Here is an 18,867-nt window from a genome sequence, read left to right on the forward strand (position 1 = left end):
GCTGACTTAGATAAATCTCGGCTCAAGCTCCCACTGAACAAAACGCACAAGAATCAAATACACATACGAGTCATTTAGACCAAACCAGCAAAGTGTCTTTTTGACACAAAAGAAATTGATTTTAGCTGAAAATTCAGTATTGATAAGCATTCTCATTATTGGCATGCTACATGCAACTCCAAAGTGTAAATAGTTGAGTATCCTTAATGAGATAACCTCTCTTCTTAAAGGTGATGATATGACAGATATTCCTCATGGTTTGGTAACCGGAAAAGTCTTACATAAAACACAATGGACAGCCCAGCTGTTCTCACTTCAAGTCAGTGCTCCTGTCTCTCCTTATCAGGCAGGTCAGTTCACGAAACTGGGCTTGCTAAATAGTGAGGGTGAGTTCGTAAGACGCGCCTATTCCATGGTAAACGCGCCAGATCACGAACAAGGACATCAACATCTGGAGTTTTTGATTATTAAAGATCAGAACGGTCAGCTTTCACCTCAACTTCATGAGTTGAAGGTAGGCGATGACATCTTTGTCGGTAAAGACCCAAGCGGTTTTATGACCTTAGATGAGATCCCAGAGATCGCCGATGATCTATGGATGCTTTCGACCGGAACCGCTGTTGGCCCATTTATCTCAATGCTCGAAAGCATGCAGATTCAACAACAGAATGGATTGGTTACAAAAAAAGTCACCTCATTCAAAAACCTTGTACTGGTTCATGCCGTAAGAACAAAGCAAGACCTGACTTATCGAGACCGTATCACTCAACTCGTCGATCACTTTCAAGGGAAACTCAAGTATGTGCCAATTATTTCTAGAGAATCAGTCACCGGAACTTTGCGCGGACGAATCCCAAGCTTGTTACTTGGAGGCGACCTCGAGCAAGCCGCGTCTGTCGCTTTCAATCAAACCCGCAGTTTCTTCTACCTTTGCGGCAATCCGCAAATGGTTCGCGACACAAGTGAAGCACTAACCAGCTTAGGTTTTGAGAAGCACTTACGCCGAAAGCCTGGCCAATTCAGCAGTGAAAACTACTGGTAATCACAGTCACCAACTCCATCAAAGCTAAAGCTTGTATTTAAAATACAGACAGATAAGAGGTTTTATATGAGTCATTTCCGTATTCCGTCACACTGGAAAATTCAACGTTCAACGCCATTTTTCACCAAAGACAACATACCGGCTGCATTGCTTAATCACCATAACACCGCAGAAGGCGTATTCGGCCAGATCTGCGTAATGGAAGGCACCGTCACCTTCTATGGTTTTGCTGATGCCGACGCGACAGAACCAGAAAGTGTTATCACGATCCAAGCAGGGCAATTTGCCACAAGTCCACCTCAATATTGGCATCGAGTAGAGCTGAGCGACGACGCGCAATTCAACATTAACTTCTGGTCAGAAAAGGAAACTAAGAAGACGCTCAACACTCGTAAAAGCAGATAGAGAGGTCAATCGGCTAACCTTATGCTGAAATTAGTAATTGTAACTAAACAGAAAAATAACCTTAATAATAACAATGACTAATGATGATAGACAAGATTATAAAACTCTAGCACACTGCACAAAGTTATTTGTTTTACTCCCGTTTCAGATAATGAATATGTGGGGTTCTTTATATTTTAGGTAAGAGAGGAAGCCATGCTCAACATTGCTTTTTTTAGCTCAAAATCATACGACGAAAAGTCATTTAACCTTGCAAAAGGTGAACTCAACGCTGAGTTTCATTTTCATGATTTTCGCCTCACCACCACAACCGCAAAAATGGCGCACGACAACGAAGTCGTTTGTGCATTTGTAAACGATGACCTATCTGGAGACGTACTAGAGATTCTTGCACAAGGCGGCACAAAGCTGATTGCAATGCGCTGTGCAGGCTTTGATAAAGTCGACCTAGACGCAGCCAAAGAGCTTGGCCTGCAAGTGGTTCGCGTTCCAGCTTATTCACCAGAATCCGTAGCAGAGCACACGGTTGGCATGATGATGTGTTTGAACCGTAAACTACACAAGGCATACCAACGTACTCGTGATGCGAACTTCTCCCTTGAAGGCTTGGTAGGGTTTAACTTTTACGGCAAAACTGTGGGTGTAATTGGTTCCGGTAAAATTGGCCTAGCGACCATGCGTATTCTGAAAGGTTTAGGCATGAACATCTTATGCTACGACCCGTACCCAAATCCTTTGGCAAAAGAACTTGGTGCTAAATACGTAGAGCTCGATGAGCTTTACCAAGAATCTGACGTGATTTCCTTGCATTGCCCAATGAGTAAAGAGAACTACCACCTATTGGATGCAACGGCATTTGGCAAAATGAAAGATGGCGTGATGATCGTCAATACCAGCCGTGGTGAACTACTGGATTCAACCGCAGCGATCGAAGCGCTGAAACAGAGTAAGATTGGCGCGCTTGGTCTTGATGTGTATGACAACGAGAAAGAGCTGTTCTTCCAAGACAAATCGAATGACGTGATTGTCGATGACGTATTCCGTCGCCTATCTGCTTGTCACAACGTCTTGTTTACAGGTCACCAAGCTTTCTTGACCAAAGATGCTCTGTTCAACATCGCCAATACAACCCTAACCAGTGTTGATGCCTTTTTCACAGGCAACACCAGCGGCAACGAACTGGTTTAACAACAACTTGAGTTAATAGCAGACTGAGTTAAAAACAAACTAGCTCTACAAATACAAAGCCACGCTATTCCTAAGTGAACAGCGTGGCTTTTTCGTTTATGCCAATATCGAAAGCAGAGTTAGATGCAGAAGTGGCAATCCTCGATATCTAACCCATAGGTCCCTTTACGAATAGCCAGATGCTCTTCTCCTGCCTTCACACCCATCTGATAACCCGCATCCAAGATGCTTTGATCCATAGTCAGTCGCTTAACTGCAAACGTTTCCGGTGGCGCAATCACCTTGATGGTCGCATCTTTTGGAGGGTTACGAATAAACTCCAAAGACTGGTTGTAGTTTTCAGCACGTACCGCCATCGACTCCGCAATGTTTGGGAATTTCTTTAACAGTTTTTTCAGCATCCACTGATACTTCTGCGGCTTCATTCGGTAGCTAAGTGGGTGAGATAGAATCACTGTAATATCACGCGCACCACGGCGATAAGCTTCACGAACTGGAATTGAATCCGCGACACCACCATCGGTATAACAGCCACCAGAGAAACACGGAGTTTCACGGTAAGCGATAGGCAAAGCCGTTGTTGCTTCAACCACATTAGAAAGGTTTTCTGGCTTAATATGATAGTAATCGGCACTGCCTGTATCCACATTAGTCACCGCGGCAATCAATGGAATGCTTGAAAACATCTCGCCACAATCAAGCGGGTAGCGTTGGTTTGATTCATTCCATAACCACTTTACGTCCACCAAGTTGCCACCCTTGGCAAACCGAGCTGGGTTGAAGAAAGTTTTATCCGTCGCCATCGTAGTAATCACGTTATAGCTGCGTTTTGGCGCTTGAGATAAGTAACCAACCAGATTCGACACACCAGCAGACACACCAATGGCGAAATCATAGGGACGGAAATCGTCTTCCATAAAGGCGTCTAACACTCCGGCAGCGAAGATGCCTCTCATTGCCCCACCTTCAACGATTAATGCGCTTTTACTCATCTCAAACTCTACTACTTTATAAACTGATAGCCGTAGGATAATCCCGTCCATCCTATAAAGATAATGGGATAGATTTATCATTCTGATAGGTAAAGACTATCAAGAGAATTCGGCTATAAAAAAGGCCGCTGAGTGATTAACTCAGCGGCCTTGTTACTATTTAAACGAGTTTATTGATTACGACTTAAATTCGCTCACATCGATTTCAAGCAGTTTACCAATGCCTTCGCCATATGCTGGGTCGGCTTTGTAACAGTGTCTTAGGTGACGCAGTTGAATCTCTTTAGGCACACCACCTAGGTTACGTGCTGTGTTATCGAACAGGATTGCTTGTTGTTCTGGTGCCATTAGACGGAACAAGTCACCTGGTTGTGAGAAGTAGTCTTCATCTTCGCGATGATCCCAGTGCGCTGCCGCACCATCCAAGTTCAATGCTGGTTCTGCAAAGTCTGGTTGCTCTGCCCATTGGCCTTCATTGTTTGGCTCATAGCCTAGTGTGCTACCGAAGTTACCATCAACACGCATTGCACCATCACGGTGGTAGCTATGTACTGGGCAACGAGGTGCGTTCACTGGAATATGCTGATGGTTAACACCCAAACGGTAGCGCTGCGCATCACCGTAAGCAAACAAACGGCCTTGAAGCATTTTGTCTGGGGAGAAGCTGATACCCGGAACCACGTTTGCTGGGTTGAATGCCGACTGCTCTACTTCAGCGAAGAAGTTTTGCGGATTACGGTTCAATTCAAACTCACCCACTTCAATCAATGGGTAATCTGCGTGTGGCCAGATCTTAGTAAGATCGAATGGATTGTATGGTACTTTTGCCGCGTCCGCTTCTGGCATCACTTGTACTTTCAGTGTCCATTTAGGGAAGTCTTGATTGTCGATGCTGTCTAGCAGGTCACGTTGGTGACTTTCACGATCATCGCCGATCAGCTTCGCTGCTTCTGCATCAGATAGGTTTTTAATACCTTGCTGAGATTTGAAGTGGAATTTAACCCAGAAACGTTCATTATCGGCGTTGATGAAGCTAAACGTGTGACTGCCAAAACCGTGCATGTGGCGGTAAGTTGCAGGAATACCGCGGTCACTCATCACGATGGTAATTTGGTGCAGAGCTTCCGGTAAAGAGGTCCAGAAATCCCAGTTGTTCTTCGCACTACGCATGTTAGTGCGCGGGTCACGTTTCACCGCATGGTTTAGGTCTGGAAACTTCAGAGGATCACGAAGGAAAAATACTGGGGTGTTGTTACCCACCATATCCCAGTTGCCTTCTTCAGTATAAAACTTCAATGCAAAGCCTCGGATATCACGCTCTGCATCAGCCGCGCCACGTTCGCCCGCTACTGTCGTAAAACGTGCAAACAAGTCGGTTTTTTTACCCACTTCAGAGAACAGTTTTGCCTTGGTGTATTTGGTAATGTCGTGTGTAACGGTAAAAGTGCCGTAAGCACCAGAGCCTTTCGCGTGCATACGGCGCTCCGGAATCACTTCACGATCAAAGTGTGCCAATTTTTCTAAAAACCAAACATCTTGAAGCAGTTGAGGGCCACGTTTGCCCGCCGTTTGAACATTCTGGTTATGAGCGACAGGACAACCCGCAGCTGTGGTCAGTTTTTTACTCATGGTCTATTCCTTAAGGTTAAAGATATCGCATCGTTGCCACATCTTAGATTTAAGTGGATTCAATACTTTAAAAACCACTGAAATAATATGGATAAAGAATAGACCTGAGTTGGCAGAAAATATAATCGTTTATATTTATCGTTGCTATCTATAAAACCTATCAAACTGCATCATTAAGTAAGCGTCTGTTTGATATTGGTTTATTGTAAAATAGAAGCCCCTAATTTAAGCGTCGCAGCAATGTTTCTCGCCGTTCTTGTTAGGTTCACTTCTGCTTCTTTTAACACCTGATTAAGTAGCTGAGGAGAGCGTACTGTTCCAAACAAACTACTCATTTCACCATACAAAGCCTCTACTTCAGTACCCAGTGATCCGGCAATACCTATGGTTGGAATACCTTGTAAACTTGCACGCTTGGCAATGCCATAAGGTGTTTTTCCTTGCAGGGTTTGGTTATCCATCTGTCCTTCACCAGTTATCACAAGGTCTGCGCCTTTCAGCACGTCATTGGCTTGTAAAACATCGAGTACCATCTCAATACCGGGTTTAATCTCCATATCAAATAACAAACCTAGCCCCATCGGAGCACCACCCGCCGCGCCATAACCCGTACGATTTTGAACGGGATCATCCCCACGAACACAACCTTGCGATTCAGCAATTTCTGCAAAATTCGCAAGCGCCTTATCAAGCATTAATACCTGTTCTGGGGTTGCACCCTTTTGTGGGCCGAAGATATGGCTGGCACCATTATCACCACACAGTGGATTATCGACATCGCACGCGACGATAAGCTTTATGTCAGCACAGCGAGAATCTAACCCTGTAAGATCAATAGATGCTAACTCCGCTAGCACAGCACCACCTCGGCTAAGATCTTGTCCATTATCATCTTGCCCTTTACTATCTAACAAGCGACCACCTAGAGCTTGAACAATACCCGCGCCACCGTCATTAGTCGCACTGCCACCCAATCCAAGAATGATCGTTTGAGCACCCTGCTCTATCGCTTCTAACATCAGTTGCCCAGTACCAAAAGAAGAAGCAACCAAAGGATCTCGTTGGGCTGGAGTCAGTAAATCCAATCCAGATGCGGTAGCAATTTCAATCAGTGCGGTTTTGTTTGGATTACGCTCTGACGGTTCAAGCATTGCCCATTCTGCGTTTACAAGTTCACCCAGCGGCCCTTCTACTTGGTGGATTCGCTTCTGCCCTTTTAAGCCTTGCAGTAAAACATCGACCGTACCCTCGCCGCCATCGGCCAGAGGTAAAGTCACATAGTCAGCGTCAGGAAAAATTTCACAAAAACCCTTTTCAATACACGCTGCCACCGATACCGCCGATAAAGATTCTTTAAACGAGTCTGGTGCAATAATAATTTTCATACTGAGAGATCCAAAAGATTAGTAATTTTGATGAGTGCCCGATCCAAAAATGCCCCTATTGAAGATCAGCAAAGCTAATCACTTAATAGGGGCAGTATATAAAGGTAAGCAGTATTAGTTAGTAACGGCTGTCTTTACTTGTGATTTCTCTTTGCTTTTTAGCCACACAAATACAGCACCTAGAACCGCAATTGGAATCAGTGGGTCGATCAACGTGCCGCCTTTACCAAACACTAGGTTAAGAATCATGATGATGCTTGCACCAATCGCCCATGCGATAGTGGAAGACACAGACCAGATCTTAATTTGGTCAGCAAGTTCAGTAATGCCTAACGTACGGTTGATGATGTGGAAGTATGAATCGTTCAAGTGAGAGAAGCCAACTGGGCCTACCGCACAAGCAAGCGCTACGAATACAGGATCTAAGCCTAGTGTCTCAACCAACGGTAGCGTCATTGTCGCTGCAACCATCATAGAAGCCGTTGCTGAACCTTGGATTAGACGTAGCATAGATGCAATCGCTAAAGGAACAAGTAGTGGTGGGATACCACTGCTTGCAATCGCTTCTGCAACTTGAGGGCCTGCACCTGATGCTTTAAGTACGGCACCCATTGCGCCACCACAGCCAGTTACTACAAGAATTAGACCTGTAGTAGACAGAGCATCGTCCATAGAGCTAACCATGTCTTTACGCTCAATGTGGCGAGTAAGACCGTATAGCGCCATAAGAACACCGATACCAACAGCAACCACAGGGTTACCAATCAAAGAGATCACAGTGTGCATCGCACTGTCACCTTGACCAACAAGTGTGTTGATTAGGATGAATGCGATTGGTAGCAAAATTGGACCGAATGATAAAAAGTTACTTGGTAGCTCTTTGTCATCTGTTTCTTTTACTTTCTCTAGGTTCGCCCAGTCAGCTTGGTTTGTGATCCAGTTTTCACCATTTGGTACGCGGTAGTACTCATTGCCTACGCGGCGGATGTAAATCATAGAAAGCAACATCATAGGGATAGATACCATCAAGCCCCACAGCATGTATTCACCTAGATCGACACCTAGAATACCTGCAACCGCAACCGGACCCGGTGTTGGTGGCACAAGCGCATGAGTGATCAGTAGGCCAAGCGCCAGAGTCACACCTAAGCCAACCGCTGATTTACCTGTGTCACGTGAAATTGCGCGAACAAGAGAGTGTAAAATAATGTACGCAGAGTCACAGAAAACTGGGATAGCGACAAGTACACCTGTAAAACCTAGTGCTAAGTCTTCACGACCTTTACCACACAGCTTTACAAACGTTTTTGCCATTCTAACAGCCGCACCAGAACGCTCGAAACACGCGCCCATGATAACGCCGAACGCGATAATCAAACCAATACCACCAAGCACGCCACCAAAGCCGGCTTTAATTGCGTTGATCAGCTCTGTTGGTGCCATACCAGCGAATAGCCCCATGATGATACTTGCAATAATCATCGCAAGTGCCACTGGGATTCTTGTTTTAATGATCATGCCCATCATGGCTAAAATGCCAATTACGATGCCTATCAGTGCTCCATCCATTTTTATATTCCTTTTGTCTCTTTCTTCATTTTTAGAAAATTTGTAGGGTGGTGCATATGGGTGATACCGGGTCACCCATTGCACTTTATCGTTATGTGTTGGCTTACCTGTAAGCCGTGTTATCTAAATCAGTTTTTACTTTTATGATTCGTTACATATAAACGCCATTCACACCGCGCTATAAATAACTTTTTACCCAGCTAAGCCCCTCTTCTGTCGTGCTTCTTGGGTTATATTCACAGCCAATCCAACCTTGGTAACCTGAATCATCCAAAACACTAAATAAATGTGGGTAGTTCAGTTCGCCTTCCGATGGTTCATGCCTCTCTGGTACAGAAGCAATTTGAATATGACCGGTATAAGCAGCAACTTCACGAATCAAAGTACTTAAATCACCATCCATGATTTGCGCGTGATAAAGGTCGAGTTGAAGTTTCACATTTGGTCTATCGACCAACTTAATCAGTTCGACAGCTTCACGTTGATGCGCCACAAAATAGTTCGGAACATCACGGCTATTAAGAGGTTCAATCATCAATTCGATGCCTTGCTCAGCAAACTTATCAGCCGCAAAACGAATGTTTGAGATGAAGGTTTCAACGTGTTGTTGCTTAGTAAAGTTCTCATTCAATATGCCTGACATTGCATGGACTTTTTTACAGCCCAGAGCTGTCGCGTACATAAGCGCCGTATCAACACTAGCTTTAAATTCCTCTTCACGATCTGGAATAGCGGCAAAACCACGCTCACCCGCATCCCAATTACCTGGAGGCATGTTAAAAAGCGCCTGCTCAAAACCGTATCTGTCCATTTTCTCTGCTAGTTCTTCTGCTTCAAACGCATAAGGGAATAGATATTCCACCGCTTTGAAGCCCGCTTGGTGCGCTTTTTCAAAACGCTCTAGAAACGGCACTTCAGTGAATAACATGGTTAGATTTGCTGCGAACTTAGCCATTATTTACCTCTCCCTTTTAGGTCCATGACTTCTTCGTCTGTCAGGTAACGGATATCTTTATCTTTCAGCAGGAATGCCAATTTAGCGGTCTCTTCTAATTCTTCAGCATTATCCACGGCATCAACAAAATCAGTGCCAGTGACAACAGGTCCGTGGTTTGCCAATAAAAAGGCTCGATAGTCGCCAGCTCGTTTTGCCAACTCTTCTGCGATTTGTGGATCCCCCGGACGTAAGTAAGGAATCACAGGTAATTCACCAATTCGCATCACAAAGTACGGCGTAAACGCCTTAATCGCGTTGTTGCGATCAAGCCCTTCAAGGCATGACAGCGCCGTAAGGTACGTAGAATGCAAGTGAACAATGGCATTGCATACAGGATTATTACGGTAAATCGCTAGGTGGAACGCCGCTTCTTTTGAAGGTTTCTTACCTGAAATGTGGTTGCCGTCGATATCAACAACAGACAATTCCTCAGCGACAAGGCGGCCAAATGAAGAGCCTGTTGGTGTTGCCAAGAAGTGTCCATTTGGCAATTTAATCGACAAATTGCCCGCCCCACCAGTCGCATAGCCTCGTTCGAACATTGAACGAGCGAGCGTCACCATTTGCTCTCTTAACTGTTGCTCGTTCATCAAAATTTCACTCATCTGAACCTCGCTTATGAAAAGAATGATTGCGCTTTAGCGAAGAAGTTTTCATCTCCGAAATTGCCCGATTTAAGCGCCAGTGAAAGCTCACCTTCAACCGATTTCACCCAAGGCACACCCGGTGCAATTTGAGGACCGATATGAAAACCTTTCACCGCTAAGCTCTGTGTCACTACGCCTGATGTTTCACCACCAGCAACGATGAAGTTTTTCACTCCATGCTGTTGTAGTTTGATCGCCAGTTGGCTAAAGAACTGTTCAACGGCGTGGCTTGAAGCTTGCGCGCCATACTCTTCTTGAATAGCTTTAAGCACGACAGCATCTGCGGTTGCGTAAACTAAAGGTGCAAACTCGCCTTGGTTATTGGTCATCACCCAATCGAAGACTTCATCGGCATATTGGTCATTGGTTAAGCAGGCCTTTACATCGATAGCAAAGTGAGGAGCAAGTTGCTTGTATACCGCAACTTGTTGGTTAGTCATCACTGAACAAGAACCTGAGAACACAACCGTTGGCGCTTTTACTGGAGTACCGGCGCGTTTTGCATCGCTTTGGTCAGCAAGATGTTCTGTCCAATTTTTAGCGATACCAGCAGCTAGTCCTGAGCCACCTGTGATTAGTTTCAGAGATTTAGCCGCTTGACCTAACGTCACCAAGTGCTCTGTATTAAATGCGTCTACCACGGCGTAGCGACTACCTTGAGCTTTGAGTTCGTTAAAACGAGCGGTAACCGCATCAGAGCCCTGTTCAATCGTTTGAAAGTTAACTAAACCGGAAACACCTTCTGATTGTGCGTCCATCATTCGAACCACACTTGAATCCGTCATTGGTGTAACAGGGTGATTTCGCATACCTGAATCACTGAGCAACTCCCCAAAAACAAACAAGTGGCCGTTGTAAACCGTGCGACCATTTACTGGTAATGCAGGGCAAACGATAGTGAAAGACTCACCAAGCTCAGCCAAAAGCGCATCTGTTACAGGACCGATATTGCCCTCAGCAGTACTGTCGAACGTTGAGCAATATTTAAAATAAAACTGTTGGCAACCTTGAGATTGAAGCCATTTAAGCGCAGCAACAGAATCCGTTACCGCTTCGTCAACTGGGCAAGAGCGAGATTTAAGGCTGATCACCACAGCATCTGCTGATGCGTCAAACTCTCCCGCTGTAATCCCATTCAATTGGATAGTGCGCATACCGTTTTCAACCAAGAAACCAGCAATGTCTGTTGCACCTGTAAAATCGTCTGCAATAACACCTAATAACATGATTATTTCTCTCCTTTTGACGAGTCAACGCCCGGAAGGTCAATGCCCTGGAACACTTTAATCACAGCACTATCATCTTCTTGGCCAAAGCCTGCATTACTCGCACTAACGAACATGTTCAATGCTGCACTTGATAATGGAAGTGGGAATTTTAGGTCTTGAGCGGTATCCGATACCAAGTTCAAATCTTTTACGAAGATATCGACCATAGATTTTGGAGAGTAATCACCATCAACAACGTGCTTCATACGATTCTCGAACATCCAAGAGTTACCCGCTGCGTTAGTCACTACGTCATACATCAGGTCTAGAGGGATATTCGCGCGAGCAGCTAGTGCCATTGCTTCTGCACCCGCCGCAATATGAACACCTGCAAGTAATTGGTGAATGATTTTCACTGTCGCACCAAGGCCAATCGCTTCACCGATGTTGTAAACTTTTGCCGCTGTCGCATTGAGTACAGGAGCTAATGCCTCGAATGTGGTAATCGCGCCTGAAGCCATGATGGTCATTTCACCGGCTTCTGCTTTTACTGCGCCACCGGAAACGGGCGCATCAAGCATCACAAGATCATGTTCAGCTAGCTGAGTTTCGATTTGTTTAGCGTCTTCTGCTGAGATCGTTGCCGAGACCATAACTGGTGTGTTCGGTCTAAGTGCTGCCGCAAGGCCAGTCTTAAACAGTACCGTGTTAACTTGAGCGGCATTCACAACCAATACCAAAACAGAATCCAGTTTGTCTGCAAACTCAACGGCATTCGTCGATACCGCTTTAGCACCATATTCACCCAGAGTTTCAAGCGCTTGCGGATTCAAATCGAAACCATACACATCAAGCCCTGCACGCACGCATGACTTAGCTGCGCCCATACCCATAGAACCTAAACCGATAACACCAACAGATTGAACTTCATTCATAGCAAGATGCCTTTCACGTAATTATTGAATTCTAGATTTGTTAATTCTTGTTTATGTTTGTGATTATATGTGAAACAACCGAGTGCGACTTAGTGATAAGTCACACTTTTAACAAAAGTTAACATTCGCGGGTGATTTACCCCTTTCGAGGCATTAGATAATGGTAATTCCCACAACAATCACAGTTCTTATTGCTGTATCACAACAGATATTCACAGATATTCACAAAACAACGAAAGGTTGATAGGATGATGAAAAATAAGAACATAGAAGAATAATCATGATTCCAGCAGAACGTCAGAGAACCATTTTGTCACTATTATCACACCAAGAAGTGATCAGTATTTCTGAGCTTGTTGATCACCTAGAGGTGTCTCATATGACTATTCGTCGAGATATCGTAAAGCTAGAGACATCAGGAAAAGTGATTTCAGTTTCGGGTGGTGTTCAGCTGACCAAAGCACTTCACAGCGAGTTGTCACACGACATAAAGGTAGAGCAACAAGCAAGTGAAAAGGCTCAGATAGGTCAACTAGCTGCTCAGTTGGTTCCTGAGTATTCAACTATCTACTTAGATGCTGGAACAACCTCTTTGGAGATCGCCCACCAACTTGCAGGGCGAGATGATCTGCTTCTCATCACCAATGACTTTGCAATTGCCGCGTACCTAATGAACAACACACAATCTGAGATTTACCATACTGGGGGCAAGATTGACCGTGAAAATCAATCGAGTATTGGGGGCAAAGTGGCTGAGTTCTTGGCAGGGATGAATATTGATATTGCGTTTATCTCTTCTTCATCTTGGAATCTAAAAGGGCTCTCAACACCTTGTGAAAATAAGGTATTAGTCAAACAAGCCATTGTTCAAGCAGCCCATACTAACTATCTGATTTCAGACTCAACCAAATATGGGCGCATCGCTACCTTCCACGCCTTAGATTTAGGTGTGCTTGATGGCGTGATCACCGACATTGATCTTTCTGGTAGTGTGATTGATGAGCTTCAAGATAAAGGCATTAAGGTCATTAATTCGTAACTGCCCACCCCATCAAGCTTCAGGCTCACCAACCAAACATTCAGAGCCTGAATACTCCCAATCAAAAACATCTATTTATCCACTCGATAAAAATAATTCTTACAATTAAGTGTTTATATCCATTAATAATATTGTCACCAGGCGGCATAATAGTCACAAACCCCTTCAACGAGTCTGGTTATGTTCTACAAACACCTTTTGGTATTGGCTTTACCACTTACTTTTGTGCTTCCTGCACAGGCCGAAACATTTGATGAGCGAATGGAACGTATCGGACAAGAAAATGCGCTAGCGAAAACCATGACTGACACGCAGGTTAAGTTGATACAAAAAGTAGTGCAAACCAACCACTGCGCTAAGGTGGCATTAACTCATCACCAACGCATTTTGGGTCAATACCAAGTTGAGACATCCTCTTCCGAGTTGTTCGTCAAATGGCGTCAACTCGGTAAGCAGTTAGACGCTCAATACGAAACGGATTACCCCGGATACCCTAAGCACGCTTTTCAAGAATACCCAGCAGCTTCAAGCAAAGTCGATGGTTACCTTTTTGCTTTAATCGACAATGGTTTAAACGAGCAATCGTGGATCGCCAAAGAGTTCAAGCAGTGTAAAAAGAATAAGCTAATTTCAAAAACCTAAACTTGAATTAGCGTCGGTTCGAAATAGCGCTAATTCAAATTCGCCCTCGTTGAAGTTCGCTCTAATAAAGCAAAAACAACCCTTCATAACCGCCAATCTCTATTTCACTCACATACTCACCAACGTTACCGTTAGCATCAACAGGTTTCATTGGGACATCCAGTGTGACAGTAAGTTTTACCGCTTCATAAAAGTTCACGCTCTTACCGTGGAAGTCGGTTCGGTATAACACTCGCCCATTGCTGAATTCTCTCGCTAACACCATGTCCTCAGGACCACCAGCAACCACCTGATTTTCAGATTGATACATAAAGTACGTGAACGTCGGTAGAACGTGAGTCATGCCATTGGGCAGGTCAGCATGCACCATTTCGTTCATCGAGGAATCGCCAACGATGGTGTAGTCCGCGGGTTGAGGTGTCGTTGTTGATAGCATCAAAGGAATCGGTTCAAAGCCTTGTGGGATTTGATGACTCGGCTCTCCCAAATCAACGGCCAATAACGAACTTGGTTGGTAGGCGATGCTTTTAGGGACATCACTTTGCCAGAAAGTGTCAGCAGTCGTATTGCCACTTCCATAGACGTAACCATTGTTCCACTGATTAAAGTAGCTATGTTGAGCGTGTCGATTGAGGTGATAGATCGCTAGGGTCGAGTATTGGTCTCGCTTCCAATTCTCTTCACTATTTCCAAGATACTGAACTCGCCCATAACGCGTTGTCGCCTGAAAAATAACACTTTGCCCATTATAGGCGAGCGCAGAATTATCCCAGAATTTAGAGATCCCCGAGTAACCACTAAACCCAGTAGACGGAAAAATGTAGTGCTCGCGTAAATACAGAGATCCCGCCTCGCTAAGATGAGACTGTCCATTTCGACCCAGTAAGTTCGCGGTTCCGATATTCAACCCAATCGACGCATCACTTTCTAAAGCAGATAGGTTTTTGAGAAACACTGAAAATTGTTGTTTATAGAGTTCATCCGCTTGATTCGAACCCGCAACAGCTCCTAACTCTTGAACATGCCCGCCAGAATGAACATAGAACTGGTTCGAACCAATGAGTTTATTTGTGTCGTCGTTGTACGCACCATTCAAACCTTGGCTTGCCCAGCTTTGCTTGTAGTAGCGATGAATAGCAGATAGATAATCCGCGTTTGCGACGTTCGTTAGCGACCAAGATGAGTTAGCGCTCCACATTCGACCAAATGGCACCACTCTTGATTCCCAACGAAAACGCGCTGTTGCGTTCTTATTGGTTCGATTTCGATACTCGCTTGGCGACAAGTAGTTATCGCCATCTAGGTCTGCAGACACATCAAAACCGCGGATTTTTCGCCATTGGCTGATAGCATTGCCGTCCGGGGTTGAAGTCGGAGCATCGGTTAATTTGACGGTTGGAAAACTGTTCTTGAGTTTCACTTCTTTTAAACGCGGCCTGTCGTCGGCGTTCTCACTGCGCCAACGAACTCTTACAACGTATAAGCGCCCACCATCTCTCAAAAAGGTGGAGCCAAAATACTGGCCGCCACCATAGCTCGCACCACTGCCATCATGAGTTGTGGCTCTTACCCAGTTATCCGGAAGGTTCCAAATCACCGATTGGTTTTTGGTCATATTGAGCGTTTTGTCTTTCTTTACATCGAGCCTCTCCCACTGTGAAACCCTTCCGTGAGAATCAATAGCTGTTGGGTATTCAATCCAAAATTCGCCGCTGCCAGCAAACTGTGAGAACTTAAAGGTCAGCCGTTCGAACTGCTCAGCATGATAGACATACAAAGCCCCACCCTGTTCGAAATTCTCAAACACATCGGCATCCCACGGAGGCTCTTGATACAGCCAAAAGCCAGCATGGTCTTCACTGGCTGTATAGCCCAAGATCATAGGTTTTCGGTTTAAAAGAGTCTTTTCGCCGTGAGTTTTATCAACTTCGGCAATGACAGTATCTTCAGAAAAGTGCAGGAAATAGTCTTCGAAGTTGAGGCCTTCAAACTCAACTTGGTTACGGAGATCGTTCTCCAACCAACCCGAGTTCATCGCCATGACTTGGTTGTACATATAACCAATTGTCATGGCCCGCTCATTGTCGGCTTTGTCGGCATAAGCTCCGAAGACAATGTCACTGTTGGTAATTTCCCAATCAATGACAGCATTCGCAGATAGTGGCGAGCCCGATAGATCAACACCCGCTTCATGTTGCCCTGGCAGCACGACCGCAGTACCAACAGCAAAAGCGTAGCCAGCGATTAAACATGACGGTATCAGTGAGAGCAGCCCAGAAATGTAGGTTTTCATGATTCAAATTTCCTAATCGATACTGTCATGCCTTAAATCACAAGACGAAAAGTCAGCCAACTTACGTGTCAATTTAGGAATCAAAATACGAAAAAAGTATCGACTACATGGCTCTATTGTTCAAGTGCTCGTCTGTATTGTTTCATCCATGACAAGGAAGACGAACAAATGCCGATTCAAAATCAATGCATTAAGAAAAAGATAAATTTTTGTGATTTTAATTTTATTTGGAAACTAAGTATCTCCGGCTAACGAGAAATCAGCTCAGATTTTCTCAAAATGAGAATAACGCAGTTTGGAAGACGGAAGGTTATCAGAGCCTAGAACTCAGAATAGGACTTGGATTTGCTGTATCGAATCTCAGTTTGAGCGCCACACTGTTGAAACTCAATTTGGATAGGCTGTCTAAACAAGAACGATGACAACGCTCCTTAAAGCCTCTTGTTCCATTTCCCTTGATGGTCACGGTCGCAATTTTCTTGTGTATCGTAGCTGATGTGCTTGTCAGTATTCTTCAGTTGAATCCCAACTTGATTGAACGCTTTTTGGATAACCCCAGAGACATCCTGCTGACCGTCACTATTCAAAAAATTCGTTCTATCCTGATTGGTATCGAATACGCAGACAATTTTTAAACTTTGTGGGAATGAAGAGAAGTTGACCGAGTGAGTCACCCACAGAAAACCATCGAAGCCTTTTAACGTGTCTTCACAAATGTCAGTCAAAACGTCTCTGATTTGATTTTCGATCTTCTTATCTGATTTACGCATGCGGCAAAGGTCCTATTTAACACCTTAAAAAATAAGGTTTTTCGGTCAATATTGTCTGAACGACATTGGACACTGTGACTGTTTCAAATGCAAAGTATTTATACTCCCATTGATAAATTCCACAATGTGGGACTCTTGTTTCACAAAGTGGAATGTTGATAGTTATCACATTATCAATAGCAAACTACCGCTATATTTCTCTCATACAACGAGAGGCGGTTTTATGAGCAAGTTACAAGGTAATCAAGCATTGGTAAAAGCAATCGCGGTCATCGACTCGATCGCTGAAGGTAATCGACAACTCAAAGATGTGTGTGAACATTTACAGCTGCCGAAATCTACGGTGCACAGAATTATCCAAGGCCTTATTGAAGCTCGCTATATCCGAGAAGTGAAAGGGATTGGTCTAGTGCTAGGTACTAAAATGATTCAACTTGGTATCCGCGCCCAACAAGACATGCCTCTCAAAGAAATTGCGAAACCCTTTATTCGCGAACTTGCTGCTCAAACTAAAGATACCGTCCATCTAGGCATCAAAGATGAGGATCAAATCTTCTACCTAGATAAAATCCCGGGAGAGCGTGCAATTCAACTGCGATCTCAAGTGGGAGACCGACTGCCAATGTCTGCAACAGGGATTGGAAAAGCGTTAATGATTGATATGCCAAAGATGGAATGGATTAGACTTATTTCATCGCAAACTAATCATGACGTCGAGTCGATGCTAAAAAGAATGAATGAATATTCTAAGCATGACTATAGCTATGACTTAGAAGATAACGAAGACCTTGTACGTTGCGTTGCTGTACCAATAAGAAATAAATATAACAATATTATTGCGGCTATATCAGTAACCAGCATTAAAGAATACATGTCTGACGAAAGAATGACGGAGTTAATTCCTGTTATTACTGAATATTGTCAGAAAATATCCAAGCAACTTAATTAACCCTACAGGTGTATGTAACGTACACTTTATATAAATAATAAATTAATCAGGTACGACTATGTCTAGAACCGGAAAAATTCTAGCCATTGGTGGGGTGTTTGTCGCCTCAATCATTGGTACAGCTATTGCTACAAATTCTCAAGGTAATAACCAATCGAGTATTGCAGCAGGTGAATCTCAAGTTCAAACATTACGTTTCAGCATGAGCTCTAATAACAAACACCCTATCTATGATGGTGCTGATAAGTTTAAAGAAATTGTTGAGAAATTTACTGAACTGAAGGTGGATATATACCATTCAGCGCAATTAGGTGATGACCGTGCGGCGATTGAAATGCTGCAATTAGGAACACTTGACGTATCTATTCCATCGACGGGTCCACTGGCTAACTTCTACCCTGAATACAATGTGTTCGACCTTCCCTTTATGATCACCAGTGAAGATGTCGCAGATAAAGTGCTACGCAGCGAATTTGGTGACGACATGCTGAAAAGATTAGAGTCAAAAGGCTTAGTCGGCCTGGATTTCTGGGAGAATGGCTTCCGTCATGTTACGAATTCACGTCGTGCTGTGAAATCGATTGAAGATGTGAAAGGCCTAAAGATCCGTACTATGGAGAGTCCACTTCACCTAGACGCATGGAAAGCGATGGGCGCAACCCCAACGCCGATGGCCTTCAACGAACTGTTCACAGCGTTACAGCAAGGCACGGTTGACGGGCAAGAAAACCCTTACCCGAATATCGCACTGAACAACTTGTTCGAAGTACAAGAAACCTTATCAAACACAGGCCATGTATACACACCATTAGCTTTAATTGTTAGCCAAGCGACATGGAACAAACTAAGCCGTCACGATCAAAGAGTTCTGCGCCAAGCCGCTATTGATGCTGGCGACTACGAGCGTCAAGTTAACCGTCGAGTCAATCTTGAAAGCTTGGATGTTATTAAACAAAACATGGAAGTCGTCACACTGACACCTGAAGCACTGGTTGGCTTCCAAGAAGCGACTAAGCCCGTTATTGAGAAATACACACCAATCATTGGCAAAGATGTTGTCTCCGCTTTCCAAGAACAAATTAAAAAAGCTGAAAACGAATTAGCCGCTCAGTAACTTAAGCCATCACTTAACATTTAGACCCTTACATTATTAATACTGACTATTTTGATGATTAAC

General features: G+C 44.2%; 17 protein-coding genes. 7 read left to right on the forward strand and 10 right to left on the reverse strand.

Features of this window, described 5'->3' with window-relative positions; translation table 11 throughout:
• The first annotated feature begins 238 nt into the window (after nucleotides 1–238).
• The 3 genes from FTW16_RS10735 to FTW16_RS10745 all read left to right on the forward strand — a co-directional run bounded on the left by FTW16_RS10735 (nucleotide 239) and on the right by FTW16_RS10745 (nucleotide 2,635).
• On the forward strand, nucleotides 239–1,042 hold the full coding sequence (locus FTW16_RS10735) for a ferredoxin--NADP reductase (RefSeq protein WP_146491035.1): 804 nt from the start codon (nucleotides 239–241) through the stop codon (nucleotides 1,040–1,042).
• A 66-nt stretch (nucleotides 1,043–1,108) separates the two neighbouring features.
• On the forward strand, nucleotides 1,109–1,447 hold the full coding sequence (locus FTW16_RS10740) for a DUF1971 domain-containing protein (protein WP_146491036.1): 339 nt from the start codon (nucleotides 1,109–1,111) through the stop codon (nucleotides 1,445–1,447).
• Nucleotides 1,448–1,642: 195 nt separating this feature from the next.
• Nucleotides 1,643–2,635, forward strand: coding sequence for a 2-hydroxyacid dehydrogenase (locus tag FTW16_RS10745; RefSeq protein ID WP_146491037.1), 993 nt, complete (start codon nucleotides 1,643–1,645; stop codon nucleotides 2,633–2,635).
• A gap of 119 nt (nucleotides 2,636–2,754) precedes the next feature.
• Here FTW16_RS10745 and FTW16_RS10750 read toward each other — a convergent pair whose 3' ends face one another.
• From FTW16_RS10750 to ltnD, 8 genes are all read right to left on the reverse strand, one after another.
• Nucleotides 2,755–3,627, reverse strand: coding sequence for a patatin family protein (locus FTW16_RS10750; protein WP_146491038.1), 873 nt, complete (start codon nucleotides 3,625–3,627; stop codon nucleotides 2,755–2,757).
• 177 nt (nucleotides 3,628–3,804) lie between these two features.
• Nucleotides 3,805–5,256 (reverse strand): catalase, encoded by a 1,452-nt coding sequence (locus FTW16_RS10755; protein WP_146491039.1) that lies wholly within the window; start codon nucleotides 5,254–5,256, stop codon nucleotides 3,805–3,807.
• 200 nt (nucleotides 5,257–5,456) lie between these two features.
• Nucleotides 5,457–6,641 (reverse strand): glycerate kinase, encoded by a 1,185-nt coding sequence (locus tag FTW16_RS10760; protein WP_146491040.1) that lies wholly within the window; start codon nucleotides 6,639–6,641, stop codon nucleotides 5,457–5,459.
• 114 nt (nucleotides 6,642–6,755) lie between these two features.
• Nucleotides 6,756–8,210, reverse strand: a complete 1,455-nt coding sequence (locus tag FTW16_RS10765; RefSeq protein ID WP_146491041.1) for a GntP family permease — start codon at nucleotides 8,208–8,210, stop codon at nucleotides 6,756–6,758.
• 178 nt (nucleotides 8,211–8,388) lie between these two features.
• Nucleotides 8,389–9,165 (reverse strand): 2-oxo-tetronate isomerase, encoded by a 777-nt coding sequence (gene otnI / locus FTW16_RS10770; protein WP_146491042.1) that lies wholly within the window; start codon nucleotides 9,163–9,165, stop codon nucleotides 8,389–8,391.
• The gene (locus FTW16_RS10775) at nucleotides 9,165–9,812 is read right to left on the reverse strand and encodes an aldolase (protein WP_179946885.1); all 648 of its coding nucleotides are present in this window, start codon (nucleotides 9,810–9,812) and stop codon (nucleotides 9,165–9,167) included. Before FTW16_RS10775 ends, otnI begins: the two co-directional genes overlap by 1 nt.
• Before the next feature lie 11 nt (nucleotides 9,813–9,823).
• Nucleotides 9,824–11,080 (reverse strand): 3-oxo-tetronate kinase, encoded by a 1,257-nt coding sequence (otnK, locus tag FTW16_RS10780; protein ID WP_146491043.1) that lies wholly within the window; start codon nucleotides 11,078–11,080, stop codon nucleotides 9,824–9,826.
• Between the two features lie 2 nt (nucleotides 11,081–11,082).
• The gene (gene ltnD / locus FTW16_RS10785) at nucleotides 11,083–11,997 is read right to left on the reverse strand and encodes an L-threonate dehydrogenase (protein ID WP_146491044.1); all 915 of its coding nucleotides are present in this window, start codon (nucleotides 11,995–11,997) and stop codon (nucleotides 11,083–11,085) included.
• A gap of 280 nt (nucleotides 11,998–12,277) precedes the next feature.
• On the opposite strand from ltnD, the gene FTW16_RS10790 reads away from it, so the two are divergent.
• Together FTW16_RS10790 and FTW16_RS10795 are read left to right on the forward strand one after the other, a co-directional pair.
• The gene (locus FTW16_RS10790) at nucleotides 12,278–13,036 is read left to right on the forward strand and encodes a DeoR/GlpR family DNA-binding transcription regulator (protein WP_146491045.1); all 759 of its coding nucleotides are present in this window, start codon (nucleotides 12,278–12,280) and stop codon (nucleotides 13,034–13,036) included.
• Nucleotides 13,037–13,216: 180 nt separating this feature from the next.
• Nucleotides 13,217–13,678 carry a hypothetical protein gene (locus FTW16_RS10795; protein ID WP_146491046.1) on the forward strand — a complete coding sequence of 154 codons (462 nt, stop codon included), beginning with the start codon at nucleotides 13,217–13,219 and terminating at the stop codon, nucleotides 13,676–13,678.
• Between the two features lie 61 nt (nucleotides 13,679–13,739).
• Here the strand turns inward: FTW16_RS10795 and FTW16_RS10800 are convergent, their stop codons facing one another.
• Nucleotides 13,740–15,971 carry a hypothetical protein gene (locus FTW16_RS10800; protein WP_146491047.1) on the reverse strand — a complete coding sequence of 744 codons (2,232 nt, stop codon included), beginning with the start codon at nucleotides 15,969–15,971 and terminating at the stop codon, nucleotides 13,740–13,742.
• A gap of 431 nt (nucleotides 15,972–16,402) precedes the next feature.
• The gene (locus tag FTW16_RS10805) at nucleotides 16,403–16,741 is read right to left on the reverse strand and encodes a Fis family transcriptional regulator (protein ID WP_146491048.1); all 339 of its coding nucleotides are present in this window, start codon (nucleotides 16,739–16,741) and stop codon (nucleotides 16,403–16,405) included.
• A 223-nt stretch (nucleotides 16,742–16,964) separates the two neighbouring features.
• Here FTW16_RS10805 and FTW16_RS10810 point away from each other — a divergent pair, with 223 nt between their 5' ends.
• Together FTW16_RS10810 and FTW16_RS10815 are read left to right on the forward strand one after the other, a co-directional pair.
• Nucleotides 16,965–17,690 carry an IclR family transcriptional regulator gene (locus FTW16_RS10810; protein ID WP_017089484.1) on the forward strand — a complete coding sequence of 242 codons (726 nt, stop codon included), beginning with the start codon at nucleotides 16,965–16,967 and terminating at the stop codon, nucleotides 17,688–17,690.
• 58 nt (nucleotides 17,691–17,748) lie between these two features.
• Nucleotides 17,749–18,804, forward strand: a complete 1,056-nt coding sequence (locus FTW16_RS10815; RefSeq protein WP_146491049.1) for a TRAP transporter substrate-binding protein — start codon at nucleotides 17,749–17,751, stop codon at nucleotides 18,802–18,804.
• Nucleotides 18,805–18,867 lie beyond the last annotated feature (63 nt).

The organism is Vibrio sp. T20 (genome assembly GCF_007858795.1).
GTDB lineage: Bacteria > Pseudomonadota > Gammaproteobacteria > Enterobacterales > Vibrionaceae > Vibrio > Vibrio satsumensis.